At 70.4% G+C, this 17,883-nt stretch carries 10 protein-coding genes; 6 read left to right on the plus strand and 4 right to left on the minus strand.

Translation table 11 applies throughout. The features are described 5' to 3' along the window. Positions 1 to 184: 184 nt before the first annotated feature. A complete protein-coding gene (locus tag A5688_RS07735) occupies positions 185 to 1,723 on the plus strand; it encodes an FMN-binding glutamate synthase family protein (protein ID WP_067832453.1) in 1,539 nt (512 codons plus the stop codon). Here A5688_RS07735 and A5688_RS07740 read toward each other — a convergent pair. From A5688_RS07740 to A5688_RS07750, 3 genes are read right to left on the minus strand one after another with little or no spacing between them, the layout of a single operon-like run. Beyond that, a complete protein-coding gene (locus A5688_RS07740; protein WP_067832455.1) occupies positions 1,692 to 4,349 on the minus strand; it encodes a cation-translocating P-type ATPase in 2,658 nt (885 codons plus the stop codon). The two genes, A5688_RS07735 and A5688_RS07740, sit on opposite strands and share 32 nt — an antisense overlap. Beyond that, positions 4,346 to 4,933 carry a DUF5994 family protein gene (locus A5688_RS07745; RefSeq protein ID WP_120312407.1) on the minus strand — a complete coding sequence of 196 codons (588 nt, stop codon included), beginning with the start codon at positions 4,931 to 4,933 and terminating at the stop codon, positions 4,346 to 4,348. The genes A5688_RS07740 and A5688_RS07745 overlap by 4 nt, the downstream gene beginning before the upstream one ends. 3 nt (positions 4,934 to 4,936) lie before the next feature. After that, positions 4,937 to 9,295 carry a cation-translocating P-type ATPase gene (locus A5688_RS07750; protein ID WP_242663198.1) on the minus strand — a complete coding sequence of 1,453 codons (4,359 nt, stop codon included), beginning with the start codon at positions 9,293 to 9,295 and terminating at the stop codon, positions 4,937 to 4,939. 275 nt (positions 9,296 to 9,570) lie between these two features. Here A5688_RS07750 and phoU point away from each other — a divergent pair, with 275 nt between their 5' ends. From phoU to A5688_RS07775, 5 genes are all read left to right on the plus strand, one after another. After that, positions 9,571 to 10,236 (plus strand): phosphate signaling complex protein PhoU, encoded by a 666-nt coding sequence (phoU, locus tag A5688_RS07755; protein ID WP_067910190.1) that lies wholly within the window; start codon positions 9,571 to 9,573, stop codon positions 10,234 to 10,236. A gap of 22 nt (positions 10,237 to 10,258) precedes the next feature. Then, on the plus strand, positions 10,259 to 12,856 hold the full coding sequence (gene mgtA / locus A5688_RS07760) for a magnesium-translocating P-type ATPase (RefSeq protein WP_068268111.1): 2,598 nt from the start codon (positions 10,259 to 10,261) through the stop codon (positions 12,854 to 12,856). Positions 12,857 to 12,917: 61 nt separating this feature from the next. Continuing rightward, positions 12,918 to 14,432: an HNH endonuclease signature motif containing protein gene (locus A5688_RS07765; RefSeq protein WP_067910196.1), complete on the plus strand. Its 1,515-nt coding sequence runs from the start codon at positions 12,918 to 12,920 to the stop codon at positions 14,430 to 14,432. A 271-nt stretch (positions 14,433 to 14,703) separates the two neighbouring features. Next, on the plus strand, positions 14,704 to 15,855 hold the full coding sequence (locus A5688_RS07770) for a PPE family protein (RefSeq protein WP_067910199.1): 1,152 nt from the start codon (positions 14,704 to 14,706) through the stop codon (positions 15,853 to 15,855). A gap of 168 nt (positions 15,856 to 16,023) precedes the next feature. Then, entirely contained in the window at positions 16,024 to 17,172 is a 1,149-nt protein-coding gene (locus tag A5688_RS07775; RefSeq protein ID WP_067832475.1) for a PPE family protein, read from the plus strand. Here the strand turns inward: A5688_RS07775 and A5688_RS07780 are convergent. Beyond that, positions 17,103 to 17,762 carry a DUF5994 family protein gene (locus A5688_RS07780; RefSeq protein ID WP_082951168.1) on the minus strand — a complete coding sequence of 220 codons (660 nt, stop codon included), beginning with the start codon at positions 17,760 to 17,762 and terminating at the stop codon, positions 17,103 to 17,105. The two genes, A5688_RS07775 and A5688_RS07780, sit on opposite strands and share 70 nt — an antisense overlap. Positions 17,763 to 17,883: the final 121 nt, after the last annotated feature.

Raw genomic sequence — 17,883 nt, forward strand, 5'->3', positions numbered from 1 at the left:
CAATCACCACCGCGGCCACACCGCACTCGGCGGCCAACCACCCGCCACGCGCGTACCTAACCTCTCAGGTCAGTACAACTAGGGCCGGATGGACGCGGATTGAGGACTCAGGTCACTAGCTGGCGGCGCTGAGTTCCGGTCAGCATGGTGGCGTGAGTGACACCTGCACGCAGGATCTCGGTCGTTGAAGCCGCGCGCGGTCGCCGCGTGGGTCGGCGGGGGCCTGGCCGGGCTGACGGGCTGGGACCTGGTGCAGCGCCGCCACACCATCCTGCGCAACTACCCGGTCATCGGGCACCTGCGGTTCCTGCTGGAAGCCGTCGGCCCGGAGCTGCGCCAGTACATCGTCACCGACAACGACGCGGAGCGGCCGTTCAGCCGCGACCAGCGGCGCTGGGTGTACACGTCGTCGAAGCTGGCCAACCGGTACTTCGGCTTCGGCACCGACAACGACCTGGAGCGGGTGCACAACTATCCGATCATCAAGCACGCGGCGTTCCCCGTGGCTTCGCCGGCCGGCGAACCCGAGCATCCCGACCCGGCCGTGCCGCTGCCGGCCGCCAAGGTGCTCGGCGGCGCGCACGGCCGTGCGAAGGCCTTCCGGCCGTCGTCGGTGGTCAACATCTCCGGGATGAGCTTCGGCGCGCTCGGCGGCGCGGCCATCACCGCGCTGAACCTGGGCGCCAGGATGGCCGGCGCCCTGCACACCACCGGCGAGGGCGGGGTGTCGCCGTATCACCACAATGGCGGCGACCTGGTCTGGCAGATCGGCACCGGCTACTTCGGTTGCCGCGACGACGACGGCCGCTTCAGCCTGCCCCGGCTGGTCGACCGGGTGGCGGCCACGCCGACCATCCGCGCCATCGAGATCAAGCTCAGCCAGGGCGCCAAGCCCGGCCTGGGCGGCGTGCTGCCGGGGGCCAAGGTCACCCCGGAAATCGCCGCCATCCGCGGCGTGCCGCCCGGTGTGGACTGCAAGAGCCCCGCCGGGCACTCCGCGTTCGGCGACGTCGACGGGCTGCTGGAGCTGGTGGAGTCCATCGCGGCCGAGACGGGTCTGCCGGTCGGCATCAAGTCGGCGGTCGGGGAGGGGCGGTTCTGGTGTGACCTGGCCGCGCGGATGGCCCGCACCGGCACGGGCGTCGATTTCGTGACCGTCGACGGCGGCGAGGGCGGCACCGGCGCGGCCCCGCTGGTCTTCAGCGACCACGTGGCGCTGCCCTTCAAGTGGGCGCTGCCGCGGGTCTACCGCGCCTTCGCCGAGCACGGGCTGCACCACGACGTGGTGTTCGTCGGGTCGGGCAAGCTGGGCATCCCGGAGAACGCCCTGCTGGCGCTGGCCGCGGGCTGCGACATGATCAACGTCGGCCGGACCGCCATGTTCTCGATCGGCTGCATCCAGGCCCAGCGCTGCCACACCGGCCGCTGCCCGTCGGGCGTCGCCACCCAGTCGCCGTGGCTGCAGCACGGCCTCGACCCCGACCTGAAGGCGGTGCGCTGCGCCAACTATCTGGCCACCTTGCGCTTCGAGCTGCTCCAGCTGGCCCGCACCTGCGGCTACGTCCATCCGGCGCTGGTGCCGCCTGCGGCCATCGAACTTCTCGACGTCGACATGAAGACGGTGCAAGTCGACGAGTTGCTGGGTTACCAGCCCGACTGGGGCCTGCCCGGCCCCGCCGACATCGAGGCGATCACCGCCGTGATGTCCGGTGCCGCAGAATGAGTTTCCGGATTTCGCTGACCCACAGGACCGTGCTGGCCACGGCGATGCACACCAGCCACTGGCTCAGCGACAGCGGCGTGGTGGTGAAGGCCGTGTTCAGCACGGGCAGCTGAACGACGGCCACCTGCAGCAGCGCCGACAACCCGATCGCCGCCCACAACCAGCCGTTGGCGAAGAACCGGTGGAAGGCGGAGCGGGTCTCCGAGCGGGCGTTGATGGTGTTGATCAGCTGGGCGATCACCAGCACGGTGAAGCCCGCCGTGCGGGCGGTGTCCAGGGACGACGGCAGCGGCCCGCCGGGCGCGTACAGGTGGATCGTGACGAGGGTGGCCGCCGCCACGGCCGCGCCGATCACGACGATGTTGTTCCACATCAGCCCGTCGATGACCCGGTCCGACACCGAGCGCGGCGGCCGGCTCATCACCTCTTCGGTCTGCGGGTCGACGCCCAGCGCCAGCGCCGGCGCGCCGTCGGTCAGCAGGTTGATCCACAAAATCTGGGTGGCCAGCAGCGGCAGCGCGACGGTATGGCCCTCCGTCAGGCCGATCGTCCCGGCCAGCACGACGCCGAAGAAGACGGTGAGGATTTCCCCCATGTTGGAGGAGAGCAGGTAGCGCAGCGACTTCTTGATGTTGGCGAAGATGCCCCGGCCCTCGCGGATGGCCTGCACGATGGTCGCGAAGTTGTCGTCGGCCAGGATCATGTTCGCCGCCTCCCTGGCGACGTCGGTGCCGCTGCGGCCCATGGCGATGCCGATGTCGGCCGATTTCAGCGCGGGCGCGTCGTTGATCCCCTCCCCGGTGACGGCGACGATCTCGTGGTCGGCCTGCAGGGCGTCGATGATGCGCTGTTTGTCCGCCGGCTCGACCTGGGTGAACTGCGAGTGCAGGCGCACCGTTTCCCGCAGCTGCTCGTCGTCCAGGGCGGCCAGTTGCGCGCCGGACACGGCCGACTCGCTGTCCTCGATGCCCAGCTTGCGGGCGACGCGCGCCGCCACCCGCGGATGGTCGCCGGTGATCATCACGACCCTGACCCCGGCGCGGCGCGCCTCGGCGATCGCCGCCGCCGCCTCCGGCCGGGGCGGGTCGGTGATGCCGACCATGCCCAGGTACACCAGGTCCCCGTCCACCCGGTCGGCGACCGCCACGGCGTGCAGCGCGTCGAGCGCGAGCCGCGCGGCGTCGCCGCGGATCGACGCCCGCGCCGAGTCGTCGAGCGGGACGAGCCGGCTACCGGCCCACAGGTACCCGCACCGGCCGAGCATCTCGTCGGGGTCGCCCGTCATCGCCCCCGCCGGGGTGGGGCGCGGCCGGTCGCCGAGCTTGCCCCGGGCCACCAGGAACGCCGCGTCGACGGGATCGCCCTGCGCCGTCCACCGGCCGTCGCGCGCCTCGATCGTCGCGTCGCCGGCGGCGGCGCCCCCGTCGAGCACCAGTGCGGCCTGGCGCCACAGCTCGTCGCCGTCGTCCAGCGCCGCCCCGCCGCGCTCGAGGTGACCCTCGGGCCGGTATCCGGCGCCGGTGACCTTCACCTCGCCGAGGGGCGTGATGACCCGGACGATGGTCATCTCCCCGGTCGTCAGCGTGCCCGTCTTGCCCGAGCACACCACCGACGCCGACCCCAGGGTCTCGGCGGACGACAGCTCCTTGACGACGGCGTTTCGGCCGGCCATCCGCCGCATCCCCAGGGCGAGCACGACCGACATGATGGCGGGCAGGCCTTCCGGCACGGCGGCCACCGCCAGCGAGACGCCCAGCAGCACCGCCGTGACCACGTCGTGGGCGCTGTGAATGCCGAAGACCCCGACGATGGTCGCGATCACCACGACGGCGATCACCAGCACGGCGATGCCCAGCAGCCGGCTGGCCCGGGCCACCTCGCGCTGCAGCGGCGTCGGCTCGTGGTCGACGGTGCGCACCAGGCCGGCGATCTGACCGGTCTGGGTCGCCATCCCCGTGGCGGTCACCACCGCCCGGCCGGCGCCATGGGTGACCGCGGTGCCCTTGAACACCATGTCCGCCCTGTCCCCGAGCGCCGCGGGCTCCGCCAGCGTCCGGGCATCTTTGAGCACGGGTTCGCTCAAGCCGGTCAGCGCGGCCTCCGACACCTGAAGCCCCGCGGCCCAGAGCAGCCTGGCGTCGGCCGCGACGGCATCGCCCTCGGTGAGCAGCAGCACGTCGCCGGGCACCAGCTCGGTCGCCGCAACGGTGTGCCGTCTGCCGTCGCGGACTACCGTCGCCGAGGTCGCGGCCATCCGGGCCAGCGCGCCGACCGCGCGCTCGGCGCGGGCCTCCTGCGCGTAACCCAGGATCGCGTTCAGCACGAGGATGACGGCGATCACCACCGCGTCGACGGGCCAGCCGCCGGCCCCCTCGACGACCCAGACCGCGAGCGAGGCGATCAGCGCGGCGAACAGCAGGTAGATCAGCGGGCTGCGAAATTGCGCCAGCAGCCTTCGCCAGGCCGGCGCCGGCGGCACGCTCTCGATGTCGTTCGCGCCCACCACGGCGAGCCGGTCGGCGGCTTCCGCCGCGGTCAGCCCGCGGTCCGGGTCGGTGTGGAGTTTTCCGACGACGGCCGCGGCGTCGAGGAGCGCGGGGTCGGGGTCGACCAGTGTGGCGTTCACCGAGCGCGCGACTCCATCATCCGGTTGTGCACGATGTGTTCGACGAGGATGGGCACGAAAGTCTGGACGGGCGCGTCGACGAACTGCTCGGCGGCCTCCTCGGACCAGCGCTTGATCTGGGCGGTCCGCTGCTCGTCGCCGAGCCCTTCATGGCGGGCGAGCTTGTCCGCGACGTCGGCCACCGACCGCGCCACCGTCGCACGACTGCGCGGGGCTCCGTCGTCGGCGGGCGTTCGCGCCTTCTCCAGCGCTTGACGGGCGAGAAGTTCGGCGGTGTCCGGGCGGATGACTCGCAGCGTGAGGTGATGGCCGTCCGCACCGATCAGGATCACGCTGGCCGGCTCGTCGCTGGTGAAGCCCAGCAGTTCGACCATTCGGCCGCCGAGTTCGGTCGAGGTCGGCGTCTCGTCCCAGCCGTTGCGGCGGTAGCCCACCAACGCGACCGGGCCGAGCCGCTCGGACACCGACGTCAGCAACTCCGGCAATTCGCCGACCAGGTTCGTCGTCCGCGGCCACCAGGCGCCGTCGATGTGCTCCGACGCGGACCGATAAGGCTTGAGCTGTAAGCGATTTTCCATGTGCACGCCTCAATCGTGTTCATCGCTTGCCGAACCCGGCAGGGTCGGTCGCACCGAACGGGTGGGACCTTGTGCCCTTTCGCCATCGGTCCCCGGCTCGCCGCCGAGCCATCGCCGTTGCACGCTTTGCGACGCGCGCAGCAGCAGATCGGGTGCGGCCGCCGACAGGCCACTGGCCGCCGCCGCCGAGAGCAGTCCCTGCGCCCAGGCGAGCGGGTCCACGGGCGTGCAGCCGAACACCTGGCTGAGTCCCGGGGTGCTGACCACCACCACGAGCGCGCCCAGCGAGCCGACCGACGTCAGCACCACCAGCGGGGCCCGCGAGTCGACCAGTGTCTGGGTCAGCTGCGCGCCGACCAACGCGATCAGCGCGACCGTCGCCGCGCGGCGCGGCGGGCCCGTCATGCGCGCCATCGTCCAGCCCGTCGTGGCCCCGATGGTGGTCGCGGCGCCGCGGATTGCGATCGCCCGCCACATCGCCGCCTCGTCGCGGTTGACCTCCCCGGTGCCCATCTGCGGGCTCACGGCCAGCGCCGCCGCGGGCAGCGCGTCGGTCAGCATGTTGACCAACAACATCTGGCGCGCGTTGAGCACCGACCGCCCGGTCAGGATGGTGGTGAGCAGCGCGAAGCAGACCTCACCGAGGTTGCCGCCCAACAACATCGACACCGCCGACTGGACCCGCCGCCACAGCTGCTGGCCCTCGTCGAGGGCGTCGAGCAGCGCCTCGATGCGTTCGTCGAGCAGGACCACGTCGGCGGCCGTGCGGGCCGCATCGCTGCCACGCGCCGCGACGCCGATGCCCACGCTGGCCGCCCGGATCGCGGCGGCGTCGTTGACGCCGTCGCCGACCATGGCCGTCACCAGCCCGGCCCGCTCGAGGGTCTGCACCACGTCGATCTTGTGTTCCGGCGTCATCCGCGCGAAGACCACCCGCGCCGCCGCCGCCGCGGCCCGTCCGTCGGCGGACAGCGCCTCCCAGTCGCTGCCGGTGATCACTTGGTCGGGGCTGACGTCGATGCCCAGCTCCTGGGCGATCACCGCCGCGGTCGCCGGGTGATCGCCGGTGATCAGCCGCACGCCGATGTCGCGCGCGGCGAGTTCGGCCAGCAGCGGCGGCGCCGCCGGCCGCGGGGTGTCGGCGAGCCCGAGCAGGCCGATCGGGGTGAGCCCGGAGGCGCACAGGGCCTCCAGCCGGTCAGGATCCGCCGCCGCGGCCGCCGCCTCGTCGCCGCCGAGTTGCCGCTCGGCCACCGCCAGCACCCGTAACCCGTTGGCCGCCATCTCGTCGACCTGTTGCTCCAGTGCGTGGTCGTCGTGCAGCAGCGCCGACGACAGCGCCTCGGGTGAACCCTTGATGGTGAGCCGGGTGCCGACGAGCGCGGCCGCGAACGGGCGGCCGGACTGGAACGGCAGGAACGCGTCACGCGTCAGCCGGTGCGGCTTGGAGCCGTCGCCGCGAATCGCGGGATCGGCGGCGGCGCGGTGGATCGCATCGTCGGTGGCGTGGTCGACGCGGTGGCTGTGCCTGGCGTAGCTGGTGGTCAACGCCGCGTCGAGCACCGCAGCCGGGGTGTAGCCCGCCAGCGGGCGCACCGCCTTGACCTTCAGCCGGTTTTCGCTCAGCGTCCCGGTTTTGTCGAAGCACACCACGTCCAGCCGGGCCAGCGCTTCGATCGAGTGGGGGTTGCGGATCAGCACCGCTTCGCCGGTGAGCCGGCGCGCGGCGGCCAGCTGGGCCAGCGTCGCCACCAGCGGCAAGCCCTCCGGGATGGCGGCGACGATCAGTGTGACCGCGCTGGACACCGCCTCGCGCAGCCCGGTGCCCCGCGCCACGGAAAGCAACCCCACCACGCTCCCGCTGGCCACGCTGAACGGCAGGGCCCGGCGGGTGATGTGCCGCAGCTGCCGCTGCAGCCCGATCTCCTGCAGCTTCCTCGGCGCCATCGCCAGCGCGCGGCGCATCTCCGACCTCGACCCCACGGCGGTCACCACTGCCACCGCCGTGCCCGTGACCACCGTGGTGCCGGCGTAGAGCATGCAGGTCCGCTCGGCCAGCGGGGCGCCCGGCGTGGCTTCGGTCTGTTTGGCCACCGGAAGCGATTCCCCGGTCAGCGTCGACTCGTCGGCTTCCACGTTCGAGGCATGCATCAGCCGGGCGTCCGCGGGCACCACCTCGCCGGCGTGGACTTCGATGATGTCGCCCAGCCGCAGCCGCGTGGTCGGCACCTTCTCGCGGCGCTGCGCGTCCAGCGGGCCTACCCGGCGCCTGGCGGCCGGATCCTGCACCGCCAGTAAGCGATTCAGTGTGTTCTCGGCGTGCAGCTGCTGCTCGGCCGACAGGGCGGCGTTGACCAACAGCACGCTGCCGACCAGGACCGCGTCCAGCGGCGAGCCGAGCAGGGCGCTGGCGACCGCGCCGGTGGCGAGCAGCGGGGTGATGGGGTCCGCCAGGTTGTCGCGCATCTCGTCGGCGAAATCGCGGACCGTCCCCCACGACGCCACGGCCGCGCCATGCAGCGCGCGAAGCGGCGGCGCCTGCCGCCATGGCGGGGTCATCTCCTTGGCGCGCTTCTCTTCGGCCGGGCGGGGCAACAGCCGCTGCACCTCGGCCACCGGCAACGCGTGCCAGTCGTGGCTGGTTTCCGGCTCCGGCAACGGATCCCGCAGCGTCTTGATGGCCGCCCGGTAACCGAACCACAGGCTGGCGACCATGCCGACGTTGACCGACGCCGAACTGCGCCCGGGCACACCGGGAATCAGCATCAACGCGCCGACCGCCGATGCCGACGCCGACAATCGAACGGCACCGTCGGTGGCGGCGCGCGCGGCGGGCAGCGCGTGCAGCACCCGCCACGCGCCGGTCAGGTCTTTCGTGATCACGTCGGCGGTCCAGGGCGGGGAATGTCCGGCCCGCCGCAGGCCGATCGTCACGTCGGACCGGTGCGCGGCCCGCATGTCCGACGTGGTCAGCAGCGCCACGGTGTGGCCGGCGGCTTTCAGCTCGGCGATGGCCGCCGCCACCGCGTGGTCGGTCGACCCGTCCGTGGGATAGAGTTGATCGAAACCCTGTGCCAGCGAACGTAATCCGTCGTCGTCGAGGGAATAGACGCGTGGCTGTGCCCGTCGCGCTTCGGTGAGCACCGCCGCCGCAAAAGGATCGCGGACCGGGCTGATGAGCGCCTCCCCGACGCCGCCGGCCCCGGGAATCCCGGCCAGCTGGTGCCATCCCGGCCCCAGGCCGTCGTTGTCCAGCACGGTCCGAACCGCTTCCCAGGCGTGCGCCCGTGCCGAATTGTCCACTCCCAGAACGCGACTGACGGTCAATTCGTCGGTGTACAGCGCTCGCGGGTCGATCATGATCGCGTCGATCCGGTCGAGCGTGCGCAACGCGCGCGGGCGCAGCACCAGCGTCTCGTGGCGGGTGGACAGGCCACGATTCATGGTGCAGCCGAACGCTTCCCGTACGGTGCGCAACGGTTTGGGGACGGCCGCCAGCGCGGCGGCGCCGGCCGCGTCCGGATTGCGGGTCAGCAGGCCGACCGCGGCGGCCGCGCCGATGCCGGCGACGCCGATGCGGTTGGCGTAGCGTTCGGCGGGCCCGTCCGGCGGCGCCGGGTTGCCGCCCACGGGTGCCGGGGCCGCGTCGCCGGGCACCGGCTCGCCGGCCAGCCCCGGTTCATGCCGGAACCAGGCCAGCCGGCCATTCCACGCCTCGGCCGCCAGCATGGCGCGGGTGGCGGCCTCGGCGGCCGCCGCGGTCGGAGACAGCGTCAGCGCCGCGGCGGTGGCGTTGACGACGCCGAACAACAGATCGGCGCCCTCGGACCCGAGGCGTCGCTCCACCTCCCGGCGCAACCGCGGCAGGTGGTCGGCCACCGTCGGCGGCACGGCCACCAGGTCGGGCAGTCGGGGCAGCCGCATCAGGCTGCCGGTCAGTGAAAGTCCAAGGCCCACAGAGGCCGCCGTGGCCGCGATCATCCGGCCCATCAGCAGCGCGTCGTCGCCCGGCAGGCTGGGTGAATGCTGTCGGGGGGCGCGTGCCGCGCCGCGTTCGGCGCCGGCGACCACGCGGCACAGCTCGGCCGCCGACGGTCCGTCGTCGGCCACGGTCGCGACCACCCGCGCGAGGGCGAGGTTGAGGTAGGCCTGCCGCACGCCGGGCATCGCCCTCACGGCCGCCAGCACATCGGCGGCGATCACCGAACCCTGGTCGCGATCGAGGCCGCGCACCTCGATCCAGTGCCTCGGCCCGTTGCCGCTGACGCGCCGGGCCGGCGGGCCGCCCACCGCCTCGAGCACCGCGCCCGCCGCGGCGCGCGTCAGCGCCGGAACGTCGGGCGTCGCGCGCACCAGCGACCGGCCCATGGTCGCCGCCACCTGGCCGCCGAACAGCGCTGTGCCGGCGGCGATCTCGGTGCCGAGCGCGGCGACGCGCAACGGTGCTGTCAGCAAGCCCAAGCCGGGCAGGCCGTGTCGTGTGCTCACCGGGTTCTCCGGGCTCAGGTCGATTGTCCGAGTGTCCTCGTGTCGTGCTAGCGGCAGCTTAACTGGCGGTAACGGGCATGAAAAAAGTCATTCAGGCTCTTTTCGGGGGGCTTTCGTCCCTTGTGAAAAGCGCTCGCATTGGCCACGGTTGCGCTATGCGAACCGCTTATCACCATCAGCTGGCCGATCTGAGCATCCAGCTCGGCGAGATGTGCGGCCTGGCCGACGAAGCCATGAAGCGCGCGACCGCAGCCCTGTTGGAGGCCGACCTCGAAGCCGCCGAGCGCGTCATCGGTGAGCACGAGCGAATGATGGTGATGCGGTCGCGGGCGGAACGGGAGGCGTTCGATTTGCTGGCGCTGCAACAACCGGTGGCCGGCGAGTTGCGAGCGGTTTTCAGCGCCATCCACATCATCGCCGACATCGAACGGATGGGCGCGCTGGCCGTGCACGTCGCCAAGATCGCCCGGCGGGAGTACTCGAATCGGGTCCTGCCCGACGACGTCCGCGCGTGTTTCGCGGACATGGCCGAAGTGGCAATTGCGTTGGGCGACAGCGCAAGGCAGGTGCTAATCTCCCGCGACCCGAGGCAGGCCGCCCGGCTACGTGAACAAGATGATGCGATGGACGAGCTCTACCGGAATTTGTTCGGCATCCTGTTGGGTCAGGACTGGACGGACAACATTCCGGTCGCCGTCGACGCGGCGTTACTGGGCCGCTTCTACGAGCGCTTTGCCGACCATGCCGTGGAGATCGGCCGCCGCGTCATCTTCGTGGTCAGTGGCGACCTGCCCGCGCAAGACGAGATATCCACCTACTGAGGGTCCCTGGTTGCGCCCGGTCATGACCACTCAAACGCGGCCGGACGCCGCCACCACCACGAAGACAATCGCGGCCGCCCCGGTCGACGAGGTGCTGCGCTGGCTGGACAGCTCGCCCGCCGGGCTGTCCAGCGCCGAGGCCGCCGCCCGGGTGACGCGCTACGGCCCCAACGCGGTGCGGACCCATCGCGTCAATCCCCTTGCGGTGCTGGGCCGTCAACTGCGCAACGCGGTCCTCATCCTGCTGGCCGGCACCGCGGTCGTCTCGTACTTTCTGGGCGACAGCATGCAGGCGGTGATCATCGGCGTGATCCTGGCCGCCAGCATCGGGCTGGGCTTCGTCAACGAGTATCGCGCCGAGCGGGCCGCCGCTGCGCTGCACGCGGGCATGCAGCACAAGGCGGTGGTGCGCCGCGACGGGGAGTTCGTCGCGCTGGCGGTCACCGCGCTGGTACCGGGCGACGTGATTCGGCTGTCGCTGGGGGAGGCCGTCCCGGCCGACGTCCGGCTCATCGAGGTCAGCGGTCTGGAGTGCGACGAAGGCATCTTGACCGGGGAGTCGATCGGATCGGAGAAAACTCCCCAGCCGGTGCCGCCCGGAACCGACCTGCCCGACGCGACCGACCTGGCCTTCATGGGTACCATCGTCAGCGCCGGCGAGGGCACCGGGGTGGTGTACGCCACCGGGAAAAACGCCGAGTTCGGGCGGATCGCATCGGGTTTGGATGAGCGCCCGCCGGAAACCGGCTTCCAGGTCGGGCTGCGCCGGTTCTCCTACCTGCTGCTGCAGGTCGCCATCGCGCTGATGGTGGTGATCTTGGCCAGCAACTTGCTCCTTAGCAAGCCGATCATCGATTCGGTGCTGTTCTCGCTGGCGATCGCCGTCGGCATCACGCCGCAGCTGCTGCCCGCCGTGGTCAGCACCGGGCTGGCAACCGGGTCACGCCAGCTGGCCAAGGTGAAGGTGCTCGTCAAGCGGCTGGTGTGCATCGAGGACCTCGGCGACATCGACGTCCTGATCACCGACAAGACCGGAACCCTGACCGAAGGCCGGCTCCGGCTCGTCGACACGATCGATGCGTCGGGCGCACACAGCGAGTCGGCAAGGCGCCTCGGCTTGCTCGCCACCGACGTCGACCCGGAAACCGGTGGCGCCAGCGCCAATCCGCTCGACGCCGCGCTGTGGGAAGCCTCGCAGGCGCATGAATCGCCGGGCGGCGCCGTGCACCGGGTCTCGATGCTGCCGTTTGACCACGAACGCCGGGCGACCTCGGCGCTGGTCGACGACGACGGCGGCCGGGTGCTGGTGGTCAAGGGCGCGCCCGAACAGGTGCTGGCCCAGTGCCGGAACGTCGCGCCGGTGACGAACGAAACCCTCGGGGCGTTGTTCGCCGCCGGGCGCCGGGTGGTGGCCGTGGCCGTCAAACCCGCGCCGACGCTGACGACGCTCACCCGGGCCGACGAATGCGACTTGTCGCTCGTGGGATTCCTCGTCTTCGCCGACGAACCCAAATCCGCTGCGCGGCAATCGCTGTCCGAGCTGGCCGACCTGGGCATCGAGCTGAAGATCGCCACCGGGGACAACCCGCGCGTCGCCGAAAAGGTCTGCGGAGACTTGGGTTTGGCGTCCAAGGGCACCATCACCGGCGCGCAGCTCGACCCGTTGGGCGACGACGAGTTCGTCGACGCCGCACAAAACCACACCATCTTCGCGCGGATCTCCCCCGAGCAGAAGGCGCGGCTGATCACCGCGCTGCGGCGCAACGGGCGATCGATCGGCTTCCTGGGTGACGGCGTCAATGACGCGCTGGCCCTGCATTCGGCGGACGTCGGCATCTCGGTCGACAGCGCCACCGACGTCGCCAAGGACGCGGCCGACGTGGTGCTGTTGGAGAAGGACCTGAGCGTGCTGGCGACCGGCGTGGCCGAGGGGCGGCGGATCTTCGCCAACACCATCAAGTACGTCCTGATGGGTACGTCGAGCAACTTCGGCAACATGTTCAGCGCCGCCGCCGCCTCGGCGTTGCTGCCCTTTCTGCCGATGCTGCCCAGCCAGATCCTGCTGAACAACTTGCTCTACGACTCTTCGCAATTGGCGATCCCGACCGACCGGGTCGACGAGGAGCAATTGCACGCGCCGTCGCACTGGAACGTCGCCTTCATCCGTCGGTTCATGCTCACCTTCGGGCCGATCAGTTCGCTGTTCGACTTTTTGACCTTCGGGTTGATGCTGGGCGTGCTGCACGCCGGCGCCATCGAGTTCCGCACCGGGTGGTTCGTGGAATCGCTTGCGACCCAGACGCTGATCATCTTTGCGATCCGCACCCGCAAGGTTCCCTTCTTCCGCAGCCGGCCCAGCGTTTGGCTGGCGGCGACCTGCCTCACCGTCGTCGCCGTCGGTGTCGTGCTCACCATCTCGCCGCTGGCGCACACGCTCGGATTCACACTGTTGCCCTGGCAATTCTTTGCCGTGCTGGGCGCCTTCGTCATCAGCTACCTGGTCCTCGTCGAGTTGGCCAAGCTGATGTTCTACGCCGAGCCGATACGCCTGGTCCCGCAGCCGTACCGGCTGCGCGGACACACGCATCGCATCCGCCGACGCGCCGCACGTTTCCAGTAACGCCGGCGGCGGCGTTCGGGCCGGCCACCCGTTGCGCCGAAACTTGTCGTAGCCCGCTGGCATGATCGAACATGTGTTCGAAGAGGCGATTGCTCGGCTGGATGAGCTGTTCGAGCGGCACCATCCGTCGGTGACGCCGGAGTCGGCGGCGCTGCTGGAGCGGGTCGGTGTGTTTTCGCGGGTGGAGAACCGCGCGGCGGCTGAGCAGTTGAGGGCGATCGGCGAGTTGTTTGCGCATCGGCTGTCGCGCTGTTCGGAGACCGAGGACTGGGCGGTGGACACCGAGGCGGCGGTGAGCGCGGAGGTGGCCGCCGAGTTGCGCATCAGTCAGGGGCTGGCGGGCAGCAAGGTGCGCTATGCCCGGGCGATGCGGGAGCGGTTGCCGCAGGTCGGCGCGGTGTTCGCGAACGGGGATATCGACTACTCGATGTTCCAGACGATCGTGTTCCGCACCGATTTGATCGACGACCCGCAGGTGCTGGCGGCGGTGGACGCCGAGCTGGCGGTGAACGTGGCGCGCTGGCCGTCGATGACCCGGGGTCGGCTGGCCGCGCAGGTGGACAAGATCGTGGCGCGGGCCGACGCGGATGCGGTGCGCCGCCGCAAGGAGTTGGTGGCCGACCGGCGGGTGTGGGTCGTCGATGTCGAGGGTGGCTTGTCACACCTCGAGGGCAGCCTGCTCGCCCCGGATGCGCACGCGCTGGACAAACGGCTCGATGCGCTGGCGGCCACGGTGTGTGAGCACGATCCGCGCGGCCGTGAGCAGCGCCGCGCCGACGCGCTGGGGGCGTTGGCGGGCGGGGCGGACCGGTTGGGATGTCGCTGCGGGCGTCGTGATTGCGCGGCAGGTACGCGGCGCGCCGCGGGACCGGTGGTGATCCATGTGATCGCCGAGGCCGCGTCCCTGGACGGCCGCGGTGGGGCCCCGGCCTTCGAGGTGGGTGCTGAGGGTTTGATCCCACCGGACCTGGTCGCCGAGCTGGCGGCGTCGGCGCGGCTGGCGCCGCTGGTCCACCCGGGGGATGGGCTGCCCGAGCCGGGCTATGTGCCGTCGAAGGCGCTGACCGATTTCGTGCGCTGCCGCGACCTGACGTGCCGCTGGCCCGGGTGCGACCAGCCCGCCGTCAACTGCGACATCGACCATACGATTTCGTTCGCCGACGGCGGGCCCACGCATGCGTCGAACCTCAAATGCCTCTGCCGCACACACCATTTGGTGAAGACTTTCTGGGGCTGGCGCGAACAGCAGCTGCCGGATGCGACGCTGATCCTGACCTCACCGGCCGGGCGCACCTATGTCACCACCCCGGGCAGCGCCCTGCTGTTCCCGAGCCTGTGCCGCGGCCTTGGCGGGGCGCCGGCCGCCGAGGCCGACGTGGCGCCCGATTACTGCGGTGACCGCACGGCCATGATGCCCAAACGCCGCCGCACCCGCGCCCAGGACCGCGCCGCGCGCGTGGCCACCGAGCGCAGGCAGAACCGCCAAAGCCGGCAAGCGAAACGTCGAGAACGAGTGGCCGCCCACTTCGGTCCCGCTCCACCGGCCGACGGCGACGACGACCCGCCGCCCTTCTAGCGGCACCGAGGCCTGGGGGACCGGATCGTGGCATTGAACCGCGGCGCCTCGGTGACCGTTTAGGAAACGGTCGGTAGCGCGTAAGTGGCCCTGGCCAGCAAATGTCAAATCGCTCTCAGCTTAAGGTATAGGGTGTCCTAACGCGCTGCAGTCGAGCTGGGAGGTACCGACCGCAGGTGACAGGCTTCGAGGTGCAGAGTTTCAAGGTTCTTCGCGGCCTGGTTAACACAAATTTGCTGAGGCTTTCTCAGCGTGGGCATTGTGAGACGTGATGGATCTTTTTGCACCCCCAGAGGTGACCTCGACGCTCATCCACACCGGGCCGGGGGCGGGCTCGCTGATCGAGGCTGCCGGTGCCTGGCAGCAGCTGGCTGTCGAGCTGGAGAATTCGGTCTCCACGTATGCCTCGACGTTGTCGTCGCTCATCGAGTCCTGGGACGGGCCCTCGGCGATGGCGATGCTGCAGTCCGTCCAGCCCTACCTGCTCTGGCTGCGTGAGACCGCGCAGCAAGCCGCGCAGCTGGCCACCTCGGCCGACGCCGCCGCGTCGGCCTTCACCGCCGCCCGTGCATCGATAGTCCCGCCCGCGGTCGTCACCGCCAATCGCACGCGCCTGGTGCAACTGCTCGCCACCAACCGGTTCGGGCAGAACACCGCCGCCATCGCCCAGACCGAAAACGAATACCAGACCATGTGGGCGAACAACTCGGCCGCGATGACCCGCTATCAGGCGTCGTCGTCGCAAGCGACCACGCAGCTGTCGCAGTTCAACTCGCCGCTCGCCATGACCACCCCAAACGGAACCGCCAACCAACAAGTCGCGGTGGGCCAAGCACAGCTTTTGAGTGCCGGCAACGTGGGCCAGAACCTGCTTACGGCCGACCCGACGCTTGGCGGCATCTTCGGTGCCAACGGTGACCCCAACAGTGGGTGGTTCGGCTACTTCAGCACCTGGGGCAACCAGTTCATCTCGTCCGGCTTCCCCGTCAACATGCTCAGCTATCTCGCGCAGAACTCGTCGGCCAGCGCGCTGCAAAGCGTGGGCGGCGACATCGGCTCGGGGCTGTCGGAGGGCCTCGGAGCGGCCACGGCGAGCCTGTCCAACGCGGTCAAAGATGTCGGCGCGGGCATGGCGCCGAGCGGCGCGATGGGCGTCGGGGTTTCGCTGGGCAAGCTGACCGCGCCCCCCGCCGTGGTGGGGCTGTTGCCCGGCACCCAAACCGGAGTGCAGCTCGCATCCGCGGCCTCGCCCCTGCCCGCGGCTGAATCGGGGATCCCGGTGATGCCGATGATGGTGCCGCCAGGAACCGGCTCGTCAGCGGGCACCGGCTGGCGAAAACGTAAACAGCAGAAGTACGAGGACATCGACTACGGCCAGCAGGTCAAAGGGAAAGTGATGCCTCGAAATCCATCGGCGGGATGAAGCCGAAGTGGTGCCTTACGCAAGCGGACGCCCAATCCCGCCCTCGGGTAGGTCAACAGCGACCAGCAGCGGGACACCGAAAAGTCCTATTGTCATCGACTCTCGAATTGCCGGACGGGCCGACGCGCAGCGTTGGCCCCACCCCCTTCTTCCCCAAGGTAAAGGTTCATGGATTTTGGGATACTGCCGCCGGAGGTCACCTCGGCGCTGATCCACTCCGGACCCGGCGCCTGGTCATGGATCGAAGCCGCCGGCATGTGGCAAGAGCTCAGCATGGAGCTCGAGCAGGCTGCCGCCAGCTACACCGCGGAGTTGTTGTGGCTGTCGACGACCTGGCAAGGGCCGTCCGCCTTGGCGATGGCCCAGGCCTTCGAGCCCTACATCGAGTGGTTGCGCGTCACCGCGCAGCAGTGCCAGCAGGTCGCCGCCTCGGTGGAGCTCATGATCGCGGCCTTCGAGACGACGCACTGGACGGTGGTGCATCCCTCGGTGGTCGCCGCCAACCGGGCGCGGCTGGCGATGCTGTTGGCCACCAACTTCTTTGGGATCAACTACCCGGCCATCGCCGAAACCGAGGCCGAGTACCAGACCATGTGGGTGAACAACTCGGCGGCGATGATGCGCTACGCCGCGACCGCTGCGAGCACCGTCAGGCCGCCCACCTTCGAGTCGCCGCCGCAGGTGGCCAACCCGTCGGGCGTGGCGACGCAGGCCGCCCTGCTGCCCGCCACGAACACCGGCAGTACCGGGACGCAGATCGCCGCGACGCTGTCCGGGACTAGTCAAGACCTCGCCGCCTCCAGCACCTTCGGGCTGAATCCCGACTCGGGCTGGTTCAGATACTTCAGCACTTGGGGATGGCAGTTCATCGCGAGCGGATTCCCGGTCAACATGCTCAGCTATCTGGCCCAGCTCCAGGCCGCCCAGGCGCTGCAGGGGGGCGTGGGCGCCGACATCTTCGGCGGCCTCGCCGAGGGAACGGCCGCCCTGTCGGCGGCGGACGCGCAACTGCTCGGCGCGGTCGGATCGACGTTGGCGCCCCGCGCGACGCTGGGCATCGGAATTTCGCTCGGCAACCTGACCATGCCGCCCGCGACGGTGGGGATGCTGGGTTCGTCGGCTCCGGTGCAGTTGACGTCGGCGGTCTCCGCGCTGCCGCCGGGTGCCGGTCAGACGCCCCTGCTCCCGATGGCTCCGGTGCGCCCGGTGCGGGGCTCGGCGAAAGATCGGCGGCGCAAGGGACGCGACTACGACGATATTGAGTACGGCGCGGAGCTGCCGGGGACCGTGATGCACAAGCCGCCGTCGGGGGGATAGCGCTGCTTGGGCGACTCCATCATGCGGTTGCGGACGATGTGTTCGACGAGGATGGGCACGAACGTCTGCACCGGTGCATCGATGAATCGCTGCGCCGTTTCTTCGCACCAGCGCCGGATCTGGGCGGTCCGCCGCTCGTCATCCAGCCCCTCGTGACGGGCCAGCTTGTCGGCCACGTCTACCACCGATCGCCCGACCGTGGCTCGGACGGCGGGGGAGACCTGGGTGGCGGCGGGCGTACGCACCGCGTCGAGTGCCCGGCGGGCGGCGTTCTCGTCGGTGTCCGGCCGGATGACGTGCAGGGTGATGTGGCGGCCGTTTTCGGCCATCACGATGACGCTGGCCGGCTCGTTGCTGGTGAAGCCCAGCAATTCGATTGTGTGCCCGTCGATTTCGGCCAGCGCCGGCGTCTGGTGCCAGCCGTTGCGGCGGTAGCCCACCATGACGACCTGACCCAGGCGGTCGGACAACGACGCCACCAGGCACGGCAGCTCGTCGACCAGGTTCGTCGAACGCGGCCACCAGGCACCGTCGATATGCTCGGACACAGCTCGATAAGGCTTGAGCTGCAACCGGTTTGATTGCTCCATTTTCACCCACCTGCTCGCCGACACCGCCGGAAGGGCTGACACGACCCGACGTCAAGATCATCACGGGCAATCGGCGACCGCGGCGCCAGCGAGTGGCTGGTGGGTTTACCGATCGTGAACA

The organism is Mycobacterium mantenii (assembly GCF_001667865.1).
GTDB classification, from domain to species: Bacteria; Actinomycetota; Actinomycetes; order Mycobacteriales; family Mycobacteriaceae; genus Mycobacterium; species Mycobacterium mantenii_A.

Bases quoted from the DNA above. Each gene is read 5' to 3' on its own strand.
- A5688_RS07750 (WP_242663198.1), bottom strand. From the start codon at position 9,295: ATGGGCCGGTCGCTGGTGCGCGCGACGCCCGACGTTCCGGCGCTGACG.
- phoU (WP_067910190.1), top strand. From the start codon at position 9,571: ATGCGAACCGCTTATCACCATCAGCTGGCCGATCTGAGCATCCAGCTC.
- mgtA (WP_068268111.1), top strand. From the start codon at position 10,259: ATGACCACTCAAACGCGGCCGGACGCCGCCACCACCACGAAGACAATC.
- A5688_RS07765 (WP_067910196.1), top strand. From the start codon at position 12,918: ATGATCGAACATGTGTTCGAAGAGGCGATTGCTCGGCTGGATGAGCTG.
- A5688_RS07770 (WP_067910199.1), top strand. From the start codon at position 14,704: ATGGATCTTTTTGCACCCCCAGAGGTGACCTCGACGCTCATCCACACC.
- A5688_RS07775 (WP_067832475.1), top strand. From the start codon at position 16,024: ATGGATTTTGGGATACTGCCGCCGGAGGTCACCTCGGCGCTGATCCAC.
- A5688_RS07780 (WP_082951168.1), bottom strand. From the start codon at position 17,762: ATGGAGCAATCAAACCGGTTGCAGCTCAAGCCTTATCGAGCTGTGTCC.